Source organism: Mesorhizobium humile, from assembly GCF_033977215.1.
Classification (GTDB): Bacteria; Pseudomonadota; Alphaproteobacteria; order Rhizobiales; family Rhizobiaceae; genus Mesorhizobium; species Mesorhizobium humile.
The window spans coordinates 1-20,981 of record NZ_JAVIIV010000044.1 but is presented as its reverse complement, the minus strand read 5'-3'; the positions used below and the strand labels follow the sequence as shown (position 1 = coordinate 20,981).

General features: G+C 62.9%; 16 protein-coding genes, 1 tRNA gene and 1 pseudogene. 16 read left to right on the top strand and 2 right to left on the bottom strand.

Annotation, left to right across the window (positions count from 1 at the left end; translation table 11 throughout):
- The first annotated feature begins 289 nt into the window (after positions 1-289).
- The 12 genes from RFM52_RS32110 to RFM52_RS32055 all read left to right on the top strand — a co-directional run bounded on the left by RFM52_RS32110 (position 290) and on the right by RFM52_RS32055 (position 16,090).
- A complete protein-coding gene (locus tag RFM52_RS32110) occupies positions 290-1,888 on the top strand; it encodes a COG3904 family protein (protein WP_320298080.1) in 1,599 nt (532 codons plus the stop codon).
- An 89-nt stretch (positions 1,889-1,977) separates the two neighbouring features.
- On the top strand, positions 1,978-2,463 hold the full coding sequence (locus RFM52_RS32105; RefSeq protein WP_320297985.1) for a group II truncated hemoglobin: 486 nt from the start codon (positions 1,978-1,980) through the stop codon (positions 2,461-2,463).
- 146 nt (positions 2,464-2,609) lie between these two features.
- Positions 2,610-2,685 (top strand) — tRNA-Trp (locus tag RFM52_RS32100).
- 350 nt (positions 2,686-3,035) lie between these two features.
- Positions 3,036-3,239 carry a preprotein translocase subunit SecE gene (secE, locus tag RFM52_RS32095; protein ID WP_095765634.1) on the top strand — a complete coding sequence of 68 codons (204 nt, stop codon included), beginning with the start codon at positions 3,036-3,038 and terminating at the stop codon, positions 3,237-3,239.
- Positions 3,240-3,266: 27 nt separating this feature from the next.
- On the top strand, positions 3,267-3,794 hold the full coding sequence (gene nusG, locus RFM52_RS32090) for a transcription termination/antitermination protein NusG (protein ID WP_041003121.1): 528 nt from the start codon (positions 3,267-3,269) through the stop codon (positions 3,792-3,794).
- A gap of 187 nt (positions 3,795-3,981) precedes the next feature.
- The gene (gene rplK / locus RFM52_RS32085; RefSeq protein WP_042642146.1) at positions 3,982-4,410 is read left to right on the top strand and encodes a 50S ribosomal protein L11; all 429 of its coding nucleotides are present in this window, start codon (positions 3,982-3,984) and stop codon (positions 4,408-4,410) included.
- A 4-nt stretch (positions 4,411-4,414) separates the two neighbouring features.
- The gene (gene rplA, locus RFM52_RS32080) at positions 4,415-5,113 is read left to right on the top strand and encodes a 50S ribosomal protein L1 (protein WP_140637120.1); all 699 of its coding nucleotides are present in this window, start codon (positions 4,415-4,417) and stop codon (positions 5,111-5,113) included.
- A 427-nt stretch (positions 5,114-5,540) separates the two neighbouring features.
- Positions 5,541-6,059: a 50S ribosomal protein L10 gene (gene rplJ, locus RFM52_RS32075; RefSeq protein WP_320297984.1), complete on the top strand. Its 519-nt coding sequence runs from the start codon at positions 5,541-5,543 to the stop codon at positions 6,057-6,059.
- A 54-nt stretch (positions 6,060-6,113) separates the two neighbouring features.
- Positions 6,114-6,494 (top strand): 50S ribosomal protein L7/L12, encoded by a 381-nt coding sequence (gene rplL, locus RFM52_RS32070; RefSeq protein WP_059189560.1) that lies wholly within the window; start codon positions 6,114-6,116, stop codon positions 6,492-6,494.
- Between the two features lie 282 nt (positions 6,495-6,776).
- Positions 6,777-10,913, top strand: a complete 4,137-nt coding sequence (gene rpoB / locus RFM52_RS32065) for a DNA-directed RNA polymerase subunit beta (protein WP_320297983.1) — start codon at positions 6,777-6,779, stop codon at positions 10,911-10,913.
- A gap of 134 nt (positions 10,914-11,047) precedes the next feature.
- The gene (gene rpoC, locus RFM52_RS32060) at positions 11,048-15,244 is read left to right on the top strand and encodes a DNA-directed RNA polymerase subunit beta' (RefSeq protein ID WP_320297982.1); all 4,197 of its coding nucleotides are present in this window, start codon (positions 11,048-11,050) and stop codon (positions 15,242-15,244) included.
- Positions 15,245-15,424: 180 nt separating this feature from the next.
- A complete protein-coding gene (locus RFM52_RS32055) occupies positions 15,425-16,090 on the top strand; it encodes an O-methyltransferase (RefSeq protein ID WP_320297981.1) in 666 nt (221 codons plus the stop codon).
- Between the two features lie 32 nt (positions 16,091-16,122).
- Here RFM52_RS32055 and RFM52_RS32050 read toward each other — a convergent pair whose 3' ends face one another.
- Positions 16,123-17,052 (bottom strand): Gfo/Idh/MocA family protein, encoded by a 930-nt coding sequence (locus RFM52_RS32050; RefSeq protein WP_320297980.1) that lies wholly within the window; start codon positions 17,050-17,052, stop codon positions 16,123-16,125.
- 78 nt (positions 17,053-17,130) lie between these two features.
- Positions 17,131-17,412: a transcriptional regulator gene (locus tag RFM52_RS32045; protein ID WP_320297979.1), complete on the bottom strand. Its 282-nt coding sequence runs from the start codon at positions 17,410-17,412 to the stop codon at positions 17,131-17,133.
- A gap of 461 nt (positions 17,413-17,873) precedes the next feature.
- Between RFM52_RS32045 and rpsL the strand changes: the two genes are divergently transcribed.
- The 4 genes and pseudogenes from rpsL to RFM52_RS32025 form a co-directional block, all read left to right on the top strand.
- On the top strand, positions 17,874-18,245 hold the full coding sequence (rpsL, locus tag RFM52_RS32040) for a 30S ribosomal protein S12 (protein WP_006202128.1): 372 nt from the start codon (positions 17,874-17,876) through the stop codon (positions 18,243-18,245).
- Between the two features lie 9 nt (positions 18,246-18,254).
- A complete protein-coding gene (gene rpsG / locus RFM52_RS32035) occupies positions 18,255-18,725 on the top strand; it encodes a 30S ribosomal protein S7 (RefSeq protein WP_027170372.1) in 471 nt (156 codons plus the stop codon).
- Between the two features lie 29 nt (positions 18,726-18,754).
- On the top strand, positions 18,755-20,845 hold the full coding sequence (fusA, locus tag RFM52_RS32030) for an elongation factor G (RefSeq protein WP_320297978.1): 2,091 nt from the start codon (positions 18,755-18,757) through the stop codon (positions 20,843-20,845).
- A gap of 65 nt (positions 20,846-20,910) precedes the next feature.
- Positions 20,911-20,981, top strand: a pseudogene (locus RFM52_RS32025) (GTP-binding protein); the annotation flags it as partial.

The following is a 20,981-nucleotide window of genomic DNA, read 5'->3' as shown; positions in this document are numbered from 1 at the left end:
GCTGCGCTTCGCCATCCGTGAAGGCGGCCGCACCGTCGGTGCCGGCATCGTCGTCACCATCAAAGAGTAATCGATCCGGCACTTGCCGGTTCGACACGGAAAGGGCGGTCTTCGGACCGCCCTTTTGCTTAGGAGCGGTATCGCGCGGACCTCTTCAATTCTGTTGCAAGCATCGTTGTCACAACTAGTATGGGTCGTACCGAGGGGCTTGCCAGACGTGGTTTCCACATTCCGTTCAAAGACCATGCGGTGTAGGCGCGGGCTGCTTCAGCTGGGATTGGCCGCCGCCATGGGGCTGGCCGCCTTCGGCGCCGCCGCGAAGGAAGAGCCGCCGGACTACGGCCCGACGATGCGCTTCGTCGTCGTGCGCAGCAGCGCGCCGGGCTGCGAGCCGAACTGCCCGGAATGGATTTCGGCCGAAGGCACGATCGAGGCCGACACGCCGGTGCTGCTGAAGCGCCTGCTGAAGACGCTCGGCGGAAGGCCGCTGCCGATCGTCGTCAATTCTCCCGGCGGCAATGTCGATGCCGCGATCCAGCTGGGCCGCATGGTCCGCAAGAACAAGCTCGATATCGCGGTCGGCATCACCGAGTTTTCCGGCTGCTCGCCGGCGATGAAGGATTGCCGGGACAATGGCGGCAAGGGCCAGCCCTATTTGGGCGTCGCTCATGACAGCGGCGCGATGTGCAATTCGGCGTGCCCGCTGATGTTTGCCGGCGGCATCCGCCGCGTGGTCGGCGAATGGGCCTATCTCGGCGTCCACGAGATCACCACCACCTACCGTCGTGAGAAGCTGCTCTACCGCACGACCTATCGGATCGTGAACGGCAAGAAGAAGATCATCAGCACCAGGATCGTCAGCCGCAAGAACGCCGGCAGCTACAAGACCTACGAGATGAGCAAGACGGTCGAGAAGCGACTGTCGGCCTATCTGAAGGAGATGGGCGTCGAGCAGGGCGTGCTGGATGTGATCAAGGCGACGCCTGCCAGCGACATCAGGCAGATCGAGCCCGAGGACATGTTGGAGATGAAGCTCGTCACCAGCCTCGATTCGCTCGATTTGCTGACCGAGAGAACCATCTGCCAGCGCCATCCGGCGCCGGCGAATTGCCGCGAGGTTCCCACGGACGGCGCGACCGCCGCGGTCGCGGCAGTCGAGGCCAAGCCGGCTTCTCCTCGACCGACGGAAGCCGCGCCTTCGCAAAGTCAAGACGAGGAAATGCGCTTCGCTTTGGTTCGCGGCAGCAACCCGCTCTGCAATCCGGATTGCCCCGAATGGATTTCAGCCGAAGGCACCATCACCGCCGCCACGCCCGACAAACTGCGTCAACTGCTTGACGATGCCGGCGGGCGCAGGCTGCCGGTGGTCATCAGTTCGCCTGGCGGCGACGTGGAAGGCGCGCTTGACGCGGGCCGCTTGATCCGCGAGCGCAAGCTCGATGTGGCGGTCGCTCGGACGGACTTCCTGGATTGCGATCCCGGCGCTGTCGGTTGTTCCGCCGAGGATGGCTTCCATACCGGCCTCACGGTGGATGCGGGCGGCGCGTGCGGCTCTGCCTGCGCGATAATGATCGCGGGAGGCGTCAGGCGTCTCGTCGGCTCGACCGCCCATCTCAGCCTGAGCTCCGTGGGGATGGGCGACAAGGTCAAGGCCTATCTCGACGAGATGGCGATCGGCCCGGCGCTGTTCTCGGCCATGCAAGCGGTGCTCTATGCGAGCGGTAGGGAACTCAGCCAGAGCGAGATGCAGAATTTCGGATTGACGACCGGGCCGCAATCGGTAGATGCGCTGACGGGCGCCACCATTTGCAGATCCGAGCCCAGGCCGGACAATTGCCGGTTCCTTCCGGCTGCCGATGCCGAGGCGAAGGCACCGGCGAAGCTCTGAAGCCCGATACTGGCCATGGAGCGAGGTTGAGCAGGCTGGGGCGCTGCCGCTATGTTGCTCGTGCCTGTATGCACAGTGGAGGAGCGGCGATGAGCGAGGACATCCCGACTTTGTACGAATGGGCCGGCGGCAGCGAGGCGCTGAACCGGCTGACTCGGACCTTTTATGACAAGATGGCGGCGGATCCGGTCGTCGGGCCGGTGTTCAGGCAAATGTCGCCGGATCACCCCGCGCATGTCGCAGCCTTCATCGGCGAGGTCTTCGGTGGGCCGAAGACCTACAGCGAGAAACATGGCGGCCATCGCGAGATGGTGATGCATCACCTTGGCAAGCATCTGACGGAGGAGCAGCGCCGCCGCTGGATCAATCTCCTTGCCGACGCGGCGGACGAGGTCGGCCTGCCGGATGATCCCGAATTCCGCTCCGCTTTTATGGGTTACGTCGAATGGGGATCGCGGCTGGCGAAGATGAACTCTAATCTCGGCGAGACCTGCGATCCCGAGACCGAGCCGATGCCGGCCTGGGGCTGGGGCGTGCCGGGCGGACCGTACAAGCCGCCGGCCGGGAAATCTTAGGTGCGGGCGCGCTGTACTGGGAGCCCGATCCGCTGCCGGTGGAAATGGACTCCGGATTTCCGGCAAAGGTTCTAAAACGGCATCCGAGTGCTCTTTACAGAGCGCCCGGAAGCTTTTAGGAAGCGCCTGCGCTCAAACGCGCATGCACGGGCATAGCTCAGTTGGTAGAGCGGCGGTCTCCAAAACCGCAGGTCGTAGGTTCGAGCCCTGCTGCCCGTGCCATTTCCCCAAAATGGCCAGTCGAAGCCTCCGCGGTTGAAAATCGGCGGGTGACTTGCCATATGGCGGGAATTCGGGCATAAGCCCCGCATAGCCGGAACGGGACGACTGGATGGTTCCGAGGCGGCGTTAGGACATAAAGCGGACCCTTGCCACTTGCGTGGATTAAGAATCGGTTTTATGTAGACAAGACAGACACGCGACGCGTGGAGCTGGGAAGCCGGCTTTACGCGTCTGATTTGCGTGGGTGAAATAGCGGTGCTGATTCGCGCCGCATAGAGCCCAGGCGGCACGTCCCGGTCAGCGGGATCATCCAGGAGGCCCGGCCAACGGGTCTTGAAAACAGGCGGCACATGGCTTCGAAAACCACTAATCCCTTTACCTTTCTCCAGCAGGTTCGCGCGGAGACGGCCAAGGTGACATGGCCCTCGCGGCGCGAAACCATGATCTCGACCGTTATGGTCCTGATATTCGCGGTGATCGCGATGCTGTTCTTCTTCGCTGCCGATATTCTGATGGGCTATGCGATCGAGTGGATCCTGGGTCTCGGGCATTAATTCGGCGGTTTACGGAGAGGTCGTGAAATGACTGCGCGGTGGTATATCGTCCACGCCTATTCGAACTTCGAGAAGAAGGTCGCCGAGGACATCGAGAACAAGGCCAAGCAGAAGGGCCTGTCCGGTGAGATCGAGCAGATCGTGGTCCCGACCGAGAAGGTCGTTGAGATCCGTCGCGGCCGCAAGGTCGATGCCGAGCGCAAATTCTTCCCGGGCTATGTGCTGTTGAAGGCCAACCTGACGGACGCCGTGTTCTCGCTGGTCAAGAACACGCCGAAGGTCACCGGCTTCCTGGGCGACTCCAAGCCCGTGCCGATCACCGAGACCGAGGCGCAGCGCATCCTGAACCAGGTCCAGGAAGGCGTCGAGCGGCCGAAGCCTTCGGTCACCTTCGAGATCGGCGAGGCGATCCGCGTTTCGGACGGTCCTTTCGCGTCGTTCAATGGCGTCGTCCAGGAAGTGGACGAGGAGCGGGCCCGCCTCAAGGTGGAAGTTTCGATCTTCGGGCGCGCCGTGCCCGTCGATCTGGAATTCGGACAGGTCGAAAAGGGCTGATCCGTAAAGCCGCGCCGCAAGGCGTCGGCACGCCCGCGCCGAAAGGCGTCGGGGCGGTGTGAAAAGCGCCGCGTGAACGGGTGGGAGGCGAAGGCGGCATAGCCGGTCGTCGGAACCGTACCACCAGACTGCAACCGCCGGCGTTCCCCGGATAAAGGGGCCGGCATGAGAAAAGGCAGGAATAGAGATGGCTAAGAAAGTTGCAGGCCAGCTCAAGCTCCAGGTTGCCGCGGGCTCGGCCACGCCGTCGCCCCCGATCGGCCCGGCGCTTGGTCAGCGCGGCATCAACATCATGGAATTCTGCAAGGCGTTCAACGCGCAGACCCAGGAGCTCGAGAAGGGATCGCCGATCCCGGTCGTCATCACCTACTACCAGGACAAGTCGTTCACCTTCGTCATGAAGACGCCGCCGGTGAGCTACTTCCTGAAGAAGGCAGCCAACCTGAAGTCGGGCTCCAAGGAGCCAGGCAAGACCAAGGTCGGCACGATCAGCCGCGACAAGGTGCGCGCGATCGCCGAGCAGAAGATGAAGGACCTGAACGCAAACGACGTCGAGGCGGCCATGCGCATGGTCGAGGGTTCCGCCCGCTCGATGGGCCTGGAAGTGGTGGGCTAAGATCATGGCAAAGATTGCAAAGCGTATTGCCAAGAGCCGCGAAGGCATCGATCCGAACAAGGCTTACGCCCTCTCCGAGGCGCTGCAGCTGCTCAAGGACCGGTCCAAGGTGAAGTTCGACGAGACCGTCGAGATCTCGATGAACCTCGGCGTCGATCCGCGCCATGCCGACCAGATGGTCCGCGGCGTGGTCAACCTGCCGAACGGCACCGGCCGCTCGGTGCGCGTCGCCGTGTTCGCCCGTGGCGACAAGGCCGAGGAAGCCAAGGCCGCCGGCGCCGATATCGTTGGCGCCGAGGACCTGGTCGACATCGTCCAGAAGGGCACGATCGATTTCGATCGCTGCATCGCCACGCCGGACATGATGCCGCTGGTCGGTCGTCTGGGTAAGGTGCTCGGCCCGCGCGGCATGATGCCGAACCCGAAGGTCGGCACCGTGACCACCGATGTGGCCGCGGCCGTCAAGGCTTCGAAGGGCGGCGCCGTCGAGTTCCGCGTCGAGAAGGCCGGCATCGTCCAGGCCGGCGTCGGCAAGGTCTCGTTCGACGTCAAGGCGCTGGAAGAAAATGTCCGCGCCTTCGCAGACGCAGTGACCAAGGCCAAGCCCGCGGGCGCCAAGGGCAACTACGTCAAGAAGGTGTCGGTCACCTCGACGATGGGCCCCGGCCTCAAGCTCGACATCGCGACGCTCGCCGCGTCGTAAGTGTCATCTGACCGGCTTCAGGCCGGTCGCTAGAGCATGATCCCGAAGAGCGGGAACCGGTTTTCGGTAAAGATCATGCTCTAACAAAGAAGAATTCCGGACCGCCGACCCGTCGGCGGCCCGGTACCCCGGAAGCCGGAAGGTTTCCGGATATCCTGTCCGAGATTGCAGGCGGCCCAAAAGCCTTAATTCACTTGGGCCTGCATGAGACGGGTGAAGACCCGACAAAGGAGCCAAAGGCTCCAATGAAAGGTTCGAACCGTGTTTGCCTTTTGTCTGCGCACCATCCGGCTTGCCGGCTGGTGTGGCGAAAGGGGGCAGGATCCTCGAGCGTCGTTCGGGAGATCCGTTACTGGATGCCCGGCCGGCAAAAGGCAACCCGACTTCTGACCTCGTCAATGGGGCAGGGGTCAACTGGAGATAGGCAGTGGACAGAGCGGAAAAACGCGAACTCGTCACGGGCCTGAATGATGCGTTTTCAAGCGCTGGTTCAGTCGTCGTGGCCCACTACGCCGGTATCACCGTCGCGCAAATGAACGACCTTCGGTCGAAGATGCGCGCTGCCGGTGGCACCGTCAAAGTCGCGAAGAACCGTCTCGCCAAGATCGCTCTTCAGGGCACGGACTCCGCATCGATCATCGATCTGTTCAAGGGACAGACGCTGGTCGCTTATTCGGAGGATCCGATTGCGGCGCCGAAGGTCGCGTCCGATTTCGCCAAGGGGAATGACAAGTTGGTCATTCTCGGTGGCGCGATGGGCTCGACCTCGCTCGACGCCGACGGTGTGAAGGCACTCGCCACACTACCGTCGCTCGACGAGCTGCGCGCCAGGCTGGTTGGCATGATCGCCACGCCGGCTACCCGGATCGCCCAGATCGTCAATGCGCCCGCGGCTTCGGTCGCGCGTGTCATCGGCGCTTACGCCCGGAAGGACGAGGCGGCATGAGGCCGTTCCTCGCTGTCAACAACACACGTTCGAACCAACTAAAGGAATATCAAAATGGCTGATCTCGCAAAGATCGTAGACGACCTTTCGAAGCTGACCGTCCTTGAGGCGGCTGAGCTGTCGAAGCTCCTGGAAGAGAAGTGGGGCGTTTCGGCTGCTGCTCCGGTGGCGGTTGCCGCTGCTGGCGGCGCTGGTGCCGCTGCCGCTGCTCCGGCTGAAGAGAAGACGGAATTCGACGTCGTTCTCGCCGATGCCGGCGCCCAGAAGATCAACGTCATCAAGGAAGTCCGCGCCATCACCGGCCTTGGCCTCAAGGAAGCCAAGGACCTGGTCGAAGCGGCTCCGAAGCCGGTCAAGGAAGGCGTTTCCAAGGCCGACGCCGACAAGTTCAAGGCTCAGCTGGAAGCAGCTGGCGCCAAGGTCGAGCTGAAGTAAGCCTGTTAGGCGAGGGCGGACGGTCTCGCGCCGTCCGCCCCCTCCCTTGAACTGAGGGAGGGCTTTGTTGCGCGAGGCGTTTGAAAACCTCTTTCCTGAGGGCCGAAAAGCGGCCTTCCGGAAACGGGTTTTCTCCCGTTTTAGCCGGTAGCCGCCAAGCAATTGGCCCAAGAGATTGGCAAGGCAGCCGGAAGAACAGATAGGGGCAGCTGCCGAGGCCGCCCGTTGGTGCAAGGCGAGCCGCGGCGAGGTTCGTCCCGAGTTTATAGCTAAGGAGCGACGATGGCCCAGACCCAGACTTTCAATGGCCGCAGACGCGTACGCAAGTTCTTCGGAAAGATCCCGGAAGTTGCGGAGATGCCGAACCTCATCGAGGTCCAGAAGGCATCCTATGACCAGTTCCTGATGGTGGACGAGCCCAAGGGCGGCCGTCCGGACGAGGGACTGCAGGCCGTTTTCAAGTCGGTCTTCCCGATCTCCGACTTTTCCGGCTCCTCGATGCTGGAGTTCGTGAAGTACGAGTTCGAGGCACCGAAATTCGACGTTGACGAGTGCCGTCAGCGCGACCTGACCTATGCCGCGCCGCTCAAGGTGACGCTGCGCCTCATCGTGTTCGATATCGACGAGGATACCGGCGCCAAGTCGATCAAGGACATCAAGGAGCAGGACGTCTACATGGGCGACATGCCGCTCATGACGTCGAACGGCACCTTCATCGTCAACGGCACCGAGCGCGTCATCGTCTCGCAGATGCACCGCTCGCCGGGCGTCTTCTTCGACCATGACAAGGGCAAGTCGCACTCGTCGGGCAAGCTTCTGTTTGCCGCGCGCGTCATTCCCTATCGCGGCTCGTGGCTCGACATCGAGTTCGATAGCAAGGACGTCGTGCACGCCCGCATCGACCGTCGCCGCAAGATTCCCGTGACGTCGCTGCTGATGGCGCTCGGCATGGATGGCGAGGAGATCCTGTCGACCTTCTACAACAAGATCACCTACAAGCGCGCCGGCGACCACTGGCGCATTCCGTTCAACGTCGAGCGTTTCCGCGGTCTCAAGGCCGTCGGCGACCTGGTCGATGCCGACACCGGCGAGATCGTGGTCGAACAAGGCAAGAAGATCACCGCCCGCCAGGCTCGCCAGCTCGGCGAGAAGGGTCTCAAGGCCATCAAGGCGACTGACGAGGATCTGCTCGGCAACTACCTTGCCGAGGACATCGTCAACTATGCTACCGGCGAGATCTTCCTCGAGGCCGGCGACGAGATCGACGACAAGACGCTGAAGGTGCTGCTCGGCACCGGCGAGGACGAGATCCATATCCTGGACATCGACCACGTCAATGTCGGCGCCTACATCCGCAACACGCTCAACGTCGACAAGAACGAGAGCCGCCAGGACGCGCTGTTCGACATTTACCGCGTCATGCGCCCGGGCGAGCCGCCGACGCTTGAGACCGCCGAAGCCATGTTCAACTCGCTGTTCTTCGACAGCGAGCGCTACGACTTGTCGGCCGTCGGCCGTGTCAAGATGAACATGCGCCTCGAGCTCAAGGCCGAGGACACCGTGCGTGTGCTGCGCAAGGAAGACATCCTGGCCGTGGTCAAGACGCTGGTCGAGCTGCGCGACGGCAAGGGCGAGATCGACGACATCGACAATCTCGGCAACCGCCGCGTGCGTTCGGTTGGCGAGCTGATGGAGAACCAGTACCGCGTCGGCCTGCTGCGCATGGAGCGCGCGATCAAGGAACGCATGTCCTCGATCGAGATCGACACGGTCATGCCGCAGGACCTGATCAACGCCAAGCCGGCGGCTGCCGCCGTGCGCGAGTTCTTCGGTTCCTCGCAGCTGTCGCAGTTCATGGACCAGACCAACCCGCTGTCGGAGATCACCCACAAGCGTCGCCTTTCGGCGCTTGGACCGGGCGGTCTGACCCGCGAGCGCGCCGGCTTCGAGGTGCGCGACGTGCACCCGACGCATTACGGCCGCATCTGCCCGATCGAGACGCCGGAAGGCCCGAATATCGGTCTGATCAACTCGCTGGCCACCTTCGCGCGTGTCAACAAGTACGGCTTCATCGAAAGCCCGTACCGCAAGATCGTGAGCGGCAAGCTGACCAACGAGGTCGTCTACCTGTCGGCGATGGAAGAGGCCAAGCACTATGTCGCGCAGGCCAACGCCGAGCTCGACAAGCACGGCAGCTTCGTCGACGAGTTCGTCATTTGCCGTAACGCCGGCGAAGTGATGATGGCGCCGCGCGAAAACGTCGATCTGATGGACGTCTCGCCGAAGCAGATGGTGTCTGTCGCGGCAGCGCTCATCCCGTTCCTCGAGAACGACGACGCCAACCGCGCGCTGATGGGCTCGAACATGCAGCGTCAGGCCGTGCCGCTGGTGCGCGCCGAAGCGCCGTTCGTCGGTACCGGCATGGAGCCGGTCGTCGCCCGTGACTCGGGCGCCGCCATCGGTGCTCGTCGCGGCGGCGTGGTCGACCAGGTCGACGCGACCCGTATCGTCATCCGCGCCACGGAAGATCTCGATCCCGGCAAGTCCGGCGTCGATATCTACCGGCTGATGAAGTTCCAGCGTTCGAACCAGAACACCTGCATCAACCAGCGTCCGCTGGTGCGCATGGGCGACCGCGTCAACAAGGGCGACATCATTGCCGACGGTCCGTCGACCGAGCTCGGCGATCTGGCGCTCGGCCGCAACGTGCTGGTCGCGTTCATGCCGTGGAACGGCTACAACTACGAGGACTCGATCCTGCTCTCCGAGCGCATCGTGGCCGACGACGTCTTCACCTCGATCCACATCGAGGAGTTCGAGGTCATGGCGCGCGACACCAAGCTCGGGCCGGAGGAAATCACGCGCGACATTCCGAACGTTTCGGAAGAGGCGCTGAAGAACCTCGACGAGGCCGGCATAGTCTATATCGGTGCCGAGGTGCAGCCGGGCGACATCCTGGTCGGCAAGATCACGCCGAAGGGCGAAAGCCCGATGACGCCGGAAGAAAAGCTTCTGCGCGCCATCTTCGGCGAAAAGGCCTCGGACGTCCGCGACACCTCCATGCGCATGCCTCCGGGCACCTTCGGCACGGTCGTCGAAGTGCGCGTCTTCAACCGCCACGGCGTGGAGAAGGACGAGCGCGCGATGGCGATCGAGCGCGAGGAGATCGAGCGTCTGGCCAAGGACCGCGACGACGAGCAGGCGATCCTCGACCGCAACGTCTATGCGCGTCTTTCCGACGTGCTGGTCGGGAAGGAAGCGATCGCCGGGCCGAAGGGCTTCAAGAAGGGCTCGAAGCTGTCGAAGGACACGCTCGACGAGTATCCGCGTTCGCAGTGGTGGCAGTTCGCCGTGGAGAACGAGAAGCTCCAGAGCGAGCTCGAGGCTCTGCGCGGCCAGTACGACGAGTCCAAGAAGGCGCTCGAGCAGCGCTTCATGGACAAGGTCGAGAAGGTGCAGCGCGGCGACGAAATGCCTCCGGGCGTCATGAAGATGGTCAAGGTCTTCGTGGCGGTGAAGCGCAAGATGCAGCCGGGCGACAAGATGGCCGGCCGTCACGGCAACAAGGGTGTCGTGTCGCGCATCGTTCCGGTCGAGGACATGCCTTTCCTCGAGGACGGCACGCATGCCGATATCGTGCTCAACCCGCTGGGTGTGCCGAGCCGCATGAATGTCGGCCAGATCCTGGAAACGCACCTGGGCTGGGCTTGCGCCGGCATGGGCAGGAAGATCGGCGAGCTGATCGACGCGTATAAGGGTGGCGGCGACATCAAGCCGCTGCGCAAGACGCTGGAAAGCTTCATGCCTGCCAACGACCGCAACGAGCCGATCCGCGAGTATGACGACGAGAGCATCGTTCGCCTGAGCGAGCAGATGCGCCGCGGCGTCTCCATCGCGACTCCGGTGTTCGACGGCGCGCATGAGGCCGACATCAACACCATGCTGGAGCAGGCGGGCCTGCACACCAGCGGTCAGTCGCAGCTCTATGACGGCCGCACCGGCGAGCCGTTCGATCGCAAGGTGACGATGGGCTATATCTATATGCTCAAGCTGCATCACCTGGTGGACGACAAGATCCACGCGCGGTCGATCGGTCCGTACTCGCTCGTCACCCAGCAGCCGCTGGGCGGCAAGGCGCAGTTCGGCGGCCAGCGCTTCGGCGAAATGGAGGTCTGGGCGCTCGAAGCCTACGGCGCCGCCTACACGCTGCAGGAAATGCTGACGGTGAAGTCGGACGACGTCGCCGGCCGCACCAAGGTCTACGAGGCGATCGTGCGAGGCGACGACACGTTCGAGGCGGGCATTCCCGAGAGCTTCAACGTTCTCGTCAAGGAAATGCGCTCGCTGGGCCTCAATGTCGAGCTGGAGAATACCCAGGTCGAAGAGACCCCGACGCGTCTGCCCGACGCAGCCGAGTAATGGCTATGGCGCGCGCCGCGCTCTAAGCGCGGCGCGCCCTTCAAACTTTTCGGCCGGTTCGACCGGCCAGTCTGCGGACATTTCGTCCGCGATCGATGCAAGGGGTTATCGAGGACCCCGAAAAGGAGAACGGCATGAACCAAGAGGTCATGAATCTCTTCAACCCGCAGGCGCCTGCGCAGGTGTTCGATTCGATCCGGATCTCGCTTGCCAGCCCAGAGAAGATTCTGTCCTGGTCGTTCGGCGAGATCAAGAAGCCGGAGACCATCAACTACCGCACCTTCAAGCCGGAGCGTGACGGCCTGTTCTGCGCGCGCATTTTTGGTCCGATCAAGGACTATGAGTGCCTGTGCGGCAAGTACAAGCGCATGAAGTACAAGGGCGTCATCTGCGAAAAGTGCGGCGTCGAAGTCACGCTGTCGCGCGTCCGCCGCGAGCGCATGGGCCATATCGAGCTCGCCGCGCCCGTCGCCCATATCTGGTTCCTGAAGTCGCTGCCTTCGCGCATCGGCACGCTGCTCGACATGACGCTCAAGGACATCGAGCGCGTGCTCTACTTCGAGAACTACATCGTCACCGAGCCGGGCCTCACCGCGCTGAAGGAGAACCAGCTCCTCAGCGAGGAAGAGTACATGCTTGCCGTCGACGAGTATGGCGAGGACAGCTTCACCGCCATGATCGGCGCCGAGGCCATTCATGACCTCCTGGCCGGCATGGACCTGGAGAAGATCGCAGGCGACCTGCGTTCGGAGCTGGCTTCGACCACCTCCGAGCTCAAGCAGAAGAAGTACCTGAAGCGGCTCAAGGTCGTCGAGAACTTCATGGAATCCGGAAACCGTCCGGAATGGATGATCATGAAGGTGGTTCCGGTGATCCCGCCGGACCTGCGCCCGCTTGTCCCGCTGGACGGCGGCCGCTTCGCTACGTCGGACCTCAACGACCTCTACCGTCGCGTCATCAACCGCAACAACCGCCTGAAGCGGCTGATCGAGCTGCGCGCGCCCGGCATCATCGTGCGCAACGAAAAGCGCATGCTGCAGGAAGCCGTCGATGCACTCTTCGACAACGGCCGTCGCGGCCGCGTCATCACCGGCGCCAACAAGCGTCCGCTGAAGTCGCTGTCCGACATGCTGAAGGGCAAGCAGGGCCGGTTCCGCCAGAACCTGCTCGGCAAGCGCGTCGACTATTCCGGCCGCTCGGTCATCGTGACCGGTCCGGAGCTCAAGCTGCATCAGTGCGGCCTGCCGAAAAAGATGGCGCTCGAGCTCTTCAAGCCCTTCATCTACGCCCGCCTCGACGCCAAGGGTTTCTCCTCGACCGTCAAGCAGGCGAAGAAGCTGGTCGAGAAGGAGCGTCCGGAGGTTTGGGATATCCTCGACGAGGTCATCCGCGAGCATCCGGTGCTGTTGAACCGCGCGCCGACGCTGCACCGCCTCGGCATCCAGGCGTTCGAGCCGATCCTGATCGAAGGCAAGGCGATCCAGCTGCACCCGCTGGTCTGCACCGCCTTCAACGCCGACTTCGACGGCGACCAGATGGCGGTCCACGTGCCGCTGTCCCTGGAAGCGCAGCTCGAAGCCCGCGTGCTGATGATGTCGACCAACAACATCCTGCACCCGGCCTCCGGCGCGCCGATCATCGTGCCGTCGCAGGACATGGTTCTCGGTCTCTACTATCTCTCGATCGTCAACCAGAACGAGCCGGGCGAAGGCATGGTGTTTGCCGACATGGGCGAACTCCAGCATGCGCTGGAGACCAAGGCCGTCACCCTGCACGCCAAGATCAAGGGCCGCTTCCGCACGGTAGATGCCGAAGGCAAGGTCGTGTCGAAGATCTACGACACCACGCCTGGCCGCATGATCATCGGCGAACTTCTGCCGAAGAACGTCAACGTGCCGTATGAGACCGCCAACCAGGAGATGACGAAGAAGAACATCTCCAAGATGATCGACACCGTCTACCGCCACTGCGGTCAGAAAGAGACGGTCATCTTCTGCGACCGCATCATGGCGCTCGGCTTTGCGCATGCCTGCCGTGCCGGCATCTCGTTCGGCAAGGACGACATGCTGATCCCGGACTCCAAGCTGAAGCTTGTTTCCGACACCGAGGCTTTGGCCAAGGAATACGAGCAGCAGTACAATGACGGCCTGATCACGCAGGGCGAGAAGTACAACAAGGTCGTCGACGCCTGGGCCAAGTGCTCGGAAAAGGTCGCCGACGAGATGATGGCGCGCATCAAGGCGGTGGAATTCGAGGACAACGGCCGTCAGAAGCCGATGAACTCGATCTACATGATGTCGCATTCGGGTGCGCGCGGTTCGCCCACCCAGATGCGTCAGCTTGCCGGCATGCGTGGCCTGATGGCCAAGCCGTCGGGTGAAATCATCGAGACGCCGATCATCTCGAACTTCAAGGAAGGCCTCACCGTGCTCGAGTATTTCAACTCGACCCACGGCGCCCGCAAGGGTCTGGCCGACACCGCCTTGAAGACGGCGAACTCGGGTTACCTCACCCGCCGTCTGGTCGACGTGGCGCAGGACTGCATCGTCAACTCCGTGGATTGCGGCACCGACAAGGGCCTCACCATGCAGCCGATCGTCGATGCCGGTCAGGTCGTCGCTTCGGTCGGCCAGCGCGTGCTGGGCCGCACCGCGCTCGACGACATCAACCATCCGGTCTCCGGCGAGTTGCTGGTCAAGGCCGGCACGCTGATGGATGAGCGCGATGTGGAGCAGATCGAAAAGGCCGGCGTGCAGTCGATCCGCATCCGCTCGGCGCTGACCTGCGAGGTCAGGACCGGCGTGTGCGCCGTCTGCTACGGACGCGATCTGGCGCGCGGTACCCCCGTGAACCAGGGCGAGGCCGTCGGCGTCATCGCGGCGCAGTCGATCGGCGAACCGGGCACCCAGCTCACCATGCGTACCTTCCACATGGGCGGCACGGCGCAGGTGGTGGATAGTTCGTTCCTTGAAGCCTCGTATGAGGGCAAGGTGCAGATCCGCAACCGCAACGTGGTGCGCAACTCGGAAGGCCAGCAGATGGTCATGGGCCGCAACATGGCGGTGCTCATCCTCGATGAGACCGGCAAGGAGCGCGCCACGCACCGCGTCGCCTATGGTTCGCGTATCTTCGTGGACGATGGCGACAAGGTGAAGCGCGGCCAGCGCATCGCCGAGTGGGATCCCTATACCCGCCCGATCCTCACCGAAATCGAGGGTCGCGTGGCGTTCGAGGATCTGGTCGACGGCATCTCCGTGCAGGAAACGGCCGACGAGTCGACCGGCATCACCAAGCGTGAGGTCATCGACTGGCGTTCGACGCCGCGTGGCAGCGACCTGAAGCCCGCGATCGTCATCCAGGACGCCAAGGGCAAGGTCGGCAAGCTGTCGAAGGGCGGCGATGCGCGCTTCCTGCTCTCGGTCGAGGCCATCCTCTCGGTCGAGCCGGGCGCCCATGTGAAGCCTGGCGACGTGCTGGCGCGTATCCCGATGGAAAGCGCCAAGACCAAGGACATCACCGGTGGTCTGCCGCGCGTTGCGGAACTGTTCGAGGCTCGCCGTCCGAAGGATCACGCCATCATCGCCGAGATCGATGGCACGATCCGCTTCGGCCGCGACTACAAGAACAAGCGCCGCATCATCATCGAGCCGCATGACTCGACGTTGGAGCCGGTGGAGTACCTGATCCCGAAGGGCAAGCCGTTCCATCTCCAGGACGGCGACGTCATCGAGAAGGGCGACTACATCCTCGATGGCAATCCGGCGCCGCACGACATCCTGGCGATCAAGGGCGTGGAGGCGCTTGCCTCTTACCTCGTCAACGAGATCCAGGAAGTCTACCGTCTGCAGGGCGTGTCGATCAACGACAAGCACATCGAGGTGATCGTTCGCCAGATGCTGCAGAAGGTCGAGATCACCGTCCAGGGCGACTCGACCTACATCCCGGGCGACCACGTCGACGTGATCGAACTGGAAGAGGTCAACGAGCGCCTGATCGAGGACGGCAAGAAGCCGGCCGAAGGTCAGCCGGTGCTGCTCGGCATCACCAAGGCCTCGCTGCAGACGCCGTCCTTCATCTCGGCTGCTTCCTTCCAGGAGACCACCAGGGTGCTCACCGAGGCTGCGGTTGCCGGCAAGACCGACATGCTGCAGGGCCTGAAGGAGAACGTCATCGTCGGCCGTCTGATCCCGGCCGGCACGGGCGGCACGATGAGCCAGATCCGTCGCATCGCCACCGCGCGCGACGAGCTCATCATCGACGAGCGCCGCAAGGCCTCCGGTGTCGAGGTCGCCGACCCGATGCTGACCGATATGGTCAACGCCGCGCAGTGAGCGGTGTGATATGAGAAACGACAAGAAGGGGCCCACGTGGCCCCTTTTTGCACTTCAGAGCATGATCCCGAAAAGTGGGCGCCGGTTTTCGGAAAAGATCGTGCTCCAACAAAAAGACCAGATCAGGATGGCGGCCTTAGAGCTGTCGTCCTGATCTAACTTCACGAACGAGGAAGAGCTATGAGCAGCAGGACCTGGACGGCTGTGGACGACTATATCGTTTCCTCTCTTTTCGAAGCGGATCCCGTTCTGGATGCGGTGCTCAAGGCCAACCGCGATCAGGGCCTGCCGGCGATCGACGTGTCGGCTGCGCAGGGCAAGCTGTTGTCGTTGCTGGTGCGCATCCGCGGCGCAAAAAAGGTGCTGGAGGTCGGCACGCTCGGCGGCTACTCGACCATCTGGATGGCGAGGGGATTGCCGGCGGACGGCAACGTCGTGACGCTGGAGCTCGATCCGCACCACGCCAAGGTCGCACGTTCGAATTTCGAGCGGGCAGGGGTTTCCGACAAGATCGACCTGCGCGTGAGGCCTGCGCTGCAGTCTCTTGCCGCGCTGGCTGACGAAGGTGCCGGTCCGTTCGACCTGATCTTCATCGATGCCGACAAGCCGAACAACCCGAACTATCTGACCTGGGCCATGAAGCTGTCGCGCCCAGGAACCGTCGTCGTCTGCGACAACGTCATCCGCGGCGGCGCGGTCGTGAAAAAGGACAGCGGCGACGCCAATGTCGAAGGCGCCCGCGCCGCGTTTTCGTTCATCGGCGGCGAGAAGCGTCTGGACGGCACGGCCATCCAGACGGTCGGCGCCAAGGGTTATGACGGCTTCGCCATCGCGATCGTTGAGTAAGGTGCCGTTCGCCTCGACGTTTTGGCGCTGCCTCAGTCGAAGAACGCCTCGACCACGTTGCGCTTGCCCAGCATGAAGGCATCGGCGACGTGCTGTAGCGGCGCGAGGTCGACATCGGAAGTTCCGGCGCGAACGATCTCCGCGAAGTGCCTGTAAAGCATCGGGTATTCGGCTTCCGGCTCGTCGTGGACGATCTTGCCGTCGACGGCGAGTTTCGCGCCGCCGCCCGACAGCACCATCTTGCCCTTGTCGGTTTCAGCCAGGATGTCCCAGCTCTGCGGGCCGGTCTGCAGCCAATCGAGCTCCATCGTCACCGGCAAGCCGTTGGAGGTGCGGAAGGCCACATGCGCCGCGACCGGTGCCGCGCGATTCTCGGGAAAATCGAGCATGGCCGAGGTGATGAACATGGGCGGCAGGATATGGGTTGCGATCGACAGCGCGTTGATCCCGGGATCGAACACACCGAAGCCGCCCGGTTCCCAGATCCATTCCTGGTTCGGGTGCCAGCGGCGCACGTCTTCCTTCCAGTTGATGGCGGCCGAAGTCAGCCTGGCCGACGCGAGGAACGCACGCGCGGCCTCCACCGCCGGCGCATAGCGCGAGTGCCAGCTGGCGAAGAGCGAAACGCTGTTCTTTTCGGCCAGCGCCTTGAGGTGCTCGACTTCGCTCACCGTGGCGCCCGGCGGCTTTTCGAGGAACACATGCTTCTTTGCTTCCAGCGCGGTGCGCGCCGCGTCGTAGCGGAACTGCGGCGGCATGCAGAGCGAGACCGCCTCGAGGCCGGGTTCGGCCGCAAGCATCGCCTCGATATCGGGATAGTTCGCAATACCGTCGACCTTGCCGTGGCGGCTGGCCGCTGCTGTCAGCTGGTAGTTGCCATCCTTGGCGACCGCCGGCAGGTGCTGGTCGCGGACGATCTTTCCCACGCCGACGATGCCGAGCTTGATTGCGTTGCTGGTCATGGGAACTCCAAGGAATGAAGGGGGTGTCTAGGCAGGACAGGTTTGTCCGGCGAGTCCGTGTGACGCTGGCCGCGCTTTTCAGATCGGCTCTTCGAAGGTGACGATCGAAACCTCGCCCTCCAGCGCACCCTGATAGGCCGACAGATGCGGCTCGTCGTCGGGCTCGCCCTCCATGTCGCCGATCTGGTCGAGCTCGGCCTCGGCGTAACCTTCGGCGGCAAGCGATTCGAGGGCGCGGCGCACGGCAGAATCATCGTCGGGCGCCACCAGCATCACATGCACGCCCTCCGGCTTGCCGCCTTTCTTCTTCCAGACCCGTCCGGTGATCACGGTGACCGGGCGCTCTTCATTGTCGTTCACGGGCTGATTCCTCGTTTTCCCGGAGATTGTCCGGTTCAAGCCGCCTTTTGGCACGAAGCCGGGGTGCAGGACAGCGCAAAGCCGGTCACTTTCTTCCTCGCTCTTGAAAAAAGACGCAAGAAAATTACATGCGTTTTTCGCATGGCTGCCCAGCCTCCTGTTGGGCGCAATATTTGCCTCGCCGGGGTTGACGGACCCTGGGGTTGCGAGTAGAAGCCGCGACGTCAGAACCGATGTGAGGCTCTCCTGTCCGAAGCGACACGCTTTGGAGTTTGCCTCAAACAGGGTTCGTTTTACGAGCGAAAAGACATTTCCGGCGCGCATGAAGCGGCTTCCGCTTCCTCTGCAATTTGTTCGGGCAGGACCGCGAGGCGCGGTGTGTTGCCCGAATTTGCGTATGGGAATGACGCTTTGAGCGGCCCTGACAGGGCAGACACGGAATTGAGAGACAAGAGGGTTTAATGCCTACCGTCAACCAGCTGATCCGCAAGCCGCGCCTGGCGCCGGTGAAGCGCAACAAGGTCCCGGCCATGCAGCAGAACCCGCAGAAGCGGGGCGTCTGCACGCGCGTCTACACCACGACGCCGAAGAAGCCGAACTCGGCGCTGCGCAAGGTGGCCAAGATTCGCCTGACCAACGGTTTTGAAGTGATCGGCTACATCCCCGGTGAAGGCCACAACCTTCAGGAACACTCGGTGGTCATGATCCGCGGCGGCCGCGTCAAGGATCTGCCGGGCGTCCGCTACCACATCATCCGTGGCGTGCTCGACACGCAGGGTGTGAAGAACCGCAAGCAGCGTCGTTCGAAATACGGCGCCAAGCGTCCGAAGTAAGGGTTTCCCATGTCCCGTCGTCACAGTGCAGAAAAGCGTGAGATCAATCCGGACCCCAAGTTCGGCGATCTGATCGTCACCAAGTTCATGAACGCCGTCATGTATGACGGCAAGAAGTCGGTTGCCGAGACCATCGTCTACGGCGCGCTGGACCAGGTCCAGGCCAAGACCAAGCAGGAGCCGGTCACCGTCTTCCATCAGGCGCTCGACAATGTCGCGCCGCATGTGGAAGTGCGCTCGCGTCGCGTCGGCGGCGCCACCTACCAGGTTCCGGTCGACGTGCGCCCCGAGCGCCGCCAGGCGCTGGCCATCCGCTGGCTGATCGCCGCCGCGCGCAACCGCAACGAGACCACCATGGTCGACCGCCTTTCGGGCGAGCTGATGGACGCGGCCAACAACCGCGGCACGGCCGTGAAGAAGCGTGAAGACACCCATAAGATGGCGGAAGCCAACCGCGCCTTCGCGCACTACCGCTGGTAAAGCGCGAACGAGACTGAGAGGCACCTCCCATGGCCCGCGAATACAAGATCGAAGACTACCGCAATTTCGGTATCATGGCGCATATCGACGCCGGCAAGACGACGACGACCGAGCGCGTCCTGTATTACACGGGCAAGTCGCATAAGATCGGCGAAGTCCATGACGGCGCTGCCACCATGGACTGGATGGAGCAGGAGCAGGAACGCGGCATCACCATCACCTCGGCCGCGACCACGACCTTCTGGAAAGGTCGCGACGGCAAGATGCGCCGCTTCAACATCATCGACACCCCCGGACACGTCGACTTCACCATCGAAGTCGAGCGTTCGCTGCGCGTGCTCGACGGTGCCATCGCGCTGCTCGACGCCAACGCCGGCGTGGAGCCGCAGACCGAGACCGTGTGGCGCCAGGCTGACAAGTACCACGTGCCGCGCATGATCTTCTGCAACAAGATGGACAAGATCGGCGCCGACTTCTACCGCTCCGAGGAAATGATCGGTTCGCGCCTCGGTGCGCAGGCTGTCGTCATGCAGTTGCCGATCGGCGCCGAGACCGAGTTCAAGGGCGTTGTCGACCTCGTCGAGATGAACGCGCTTGTCTGGCGCGATGAAACGCTCGGCGCTGCCTGGGACGTCGTCGAGATCCCGGCCGACCTCAAGGCGAAGGCCGAGCAGTACCGCGAGAAGATGATCGAAGCCGCCGTCGAGATGGACGAGACCGCGCTCGAGAACTACCTCGAAGGCAAGATGCCGTCGAATGACGAGATCCGCGCGCTGATCCGCAAGGGCACCATCGCGGTCAAGTTCTTCCCGATGTTCTGCGGCTCGGCCTTCAAGAACAAGGGCGTGCAGCCGCTGCTCGACGCCGTTGTCGAATACCTGCCGTCGCCGATCGACGTGCCGGCCATCAAGGGCGTCGACGCCAAGACCGACGCCGAGATCGAGCGTCATGCCGATGACAACGAGCCGCTGTCGATGCTGGCGTTCAAGATCATGAACGACCCGTTCGTCGGCTCGCTGACCTTCGCCCGCATCTATTCGGGCAAGCTCGCCAAGGGCATCTCGGTCGACAACACCGTGAAGGGCAAGAAGGAGCGCATCGGCCGCATGCTGCAGATGCATGCAAATTCGCGCGCCGACGTTGAAGAAGCTTTTGCCGGCGACATCGTCGCTCTGGCAGGCCTCAAGGACACGACCACCGGCGACACGCTCTGCGATCCGCTGCACCCGGTCATCCTCGAGCGCATGGAATTCCCCGATCCGGTCATCCAGATCGCCATCGAGCCGAAGACCAAGAACGATCAGGAAAAGATGGGCCTCGCGCTGCATCGCCTGGCGGCTGAGGATCCGTCCTTCCGCGTCAAGACCGACGAGGAAAGCGGTCAGACCATCATCGCCGGCATGGGCGAGCTGCATCTCGACATCATCGTCGACCGCATGCGTCGCGAGTTCAAGGTCGAAGCCAATGTCGGCGCCCCGCAGGTGGCCTATCGCGAGACGATCACCCGCACGCACGAGCAGGATTACACGCACAAGAAGCAGACCGGCGGTACCGGTCAGTTCGCTCGCGTCAAGATCATCTTCGAGCCGAACACCGAGAGCGAAGAGTTTGTGTTCGAGTCCAAGATCGTCGGCGGTGCGGTTCCGAAGGAATACATCCCGGGTGTCGAGAAGGGCATCAACAGCGTCATGGGTTCCGGCCCGTTCGCCGGCTTCCCTATGATCGGTGTGAAGGCCACGCTGGTCGACGGCGCCTTCCACGACGTCGACTCCTCGGTGCTGGCGTTCGAAATCGCCTCCCGCGCCTGCTTCAAGGAAGCTGCGCCGCGCCTCGGCGTGCAGCTCTTGGAGCCGATCATGAAGGTCGAGGTCGTGACGCCGGAAGATTACGTCGGTGGCGTCATCGGCGACCTCAACGGCCGCCGTGGTCAGATCCAGGGCCAGGAAGCGCGCGGCGTTGCCGTCGTCATCAATGCGATGGTGCCGCTCGCGAACATGTTCAAGTACGTCGACAATCTGCGTTCGATGTCGCAGGGCCGCGCCCAGTACACGATGCAGTTCGACCACTACGAGCCGGTTCCGACCGCGGTCGCCCAGGAAGTTCAGAAGAAATACGCGTAACTCGAGCGGGTTGCACGAGACCTTAATTCAAGGCCCGCACGGGCAGGCAGGAATGGAGAGATCACATGGCAAAAGGTAAATTCGAGCGCACCAAGCCGCATGTGAACATTGGCACGATCGGTCACGTCGATCATGG

What these genes read in the sequence shown, in the direction of transcription:
- RFM52_RS32110 (WP_320298080.1), top strand. Translation starts at nt 290, where the DNA reads ATGGGGCTGGCCGCCTTCGGCGCCGCCGCGAAGGAAGAGCCGCCGGAC.
- RFM52_RS32105 (WP_320297985.1), top strand. Translation starts at nt 1,978, where the DNA reads ATGAGCGAGGACATCCCGACTTTGTACGAATGGGCCGGCGGCAGCGAG.
- secE (WP_095765634.1), top strand. Translation starts at nt 3,036, where the DNA reads ATGGCTTCGAAAACCACTAATCCCTTTACCTTTCTCCAGCAGGTTCGC.
- nusG (WP_041003121.1), top strand. Translation starts at nt 3,267, where the DNA reads ATGACTGCGCGGTGGTATATCGTCCACGCCTATTCGAACTTCGAGAAG.
- rplK (WP_042642146.1), top strand. Translation starts at nt 3,982, where the DNA reads ATGGCTAAGAAAGTTGCAGGCCAGCTCAAGCTCCAGGTTGCCGCGGGC.
- rplA (WP_140637120.1), top strand. Translation starts at nt 4,415, where the DNA reads ATGGCAAAGATTGCAAAGCGTATTGCCAAGAGCCGCGAAGGCATCGAT.
- rplL (WP_059189560.1), top strand. Translation starts at nt 6,114, where the DNA reads ATGGCTGATCTCGCAAAGATCGTAGACGACCTTTCGAAGCTGACCGTC.
- rpoB (WP_320297983.1), top strand. Translation starts at nt 6,777, where the DNA reads ATGGCCCAGACCCAGACTTTCAATGGCCGCAGACGCGTACGCAAGTTC.
- rpoC (WP_320297982.1), top strand. Translation starts at nt 11,048, where the DNA reads ATGAACCAAGAGGTCATGAATCTCTTCAACCCGCAGGCGCCTGCGCAG.
- RFM52_RS32055 (WP_320297981.1), top strand. Translation starts at nt 15,425, where the DNA reads ATGAGCAGCAGGACCTGGACGGCTGTGGACGACTATATCGTTTCCTCT.
- RFM52_RS32050 (WP_320297980.1), bottom strand. Translation starts at nt 17,052, where the DNA reads ATGACCAGCAACGCAATCAAGCTCGGCATCGTCGGCGTGGGAAAGATC.
- rpsL (WP_006202128.1), top strand. Translation starts at nt 17,874, where the DNA reads ATGCCTACCGTCAACCAGCTGATCCGCAAGCCGCGCCTGGCGCCGGTG.
- rpsG (WP_027170372.1), top strand. Translation starts at nt 18,255, where the DNA reads ATGTCCCGTCGTCACAGTGCAGAAAAGCGTGAGATCAATCCGGACCCC.
- fusA (WP_320297978.1), top strand. Translation starts at nt 18,755, where the DNA reads ATGGCCCGCGAATACAAGATCGAAGACTACCGCAATTTCGGTATCATG.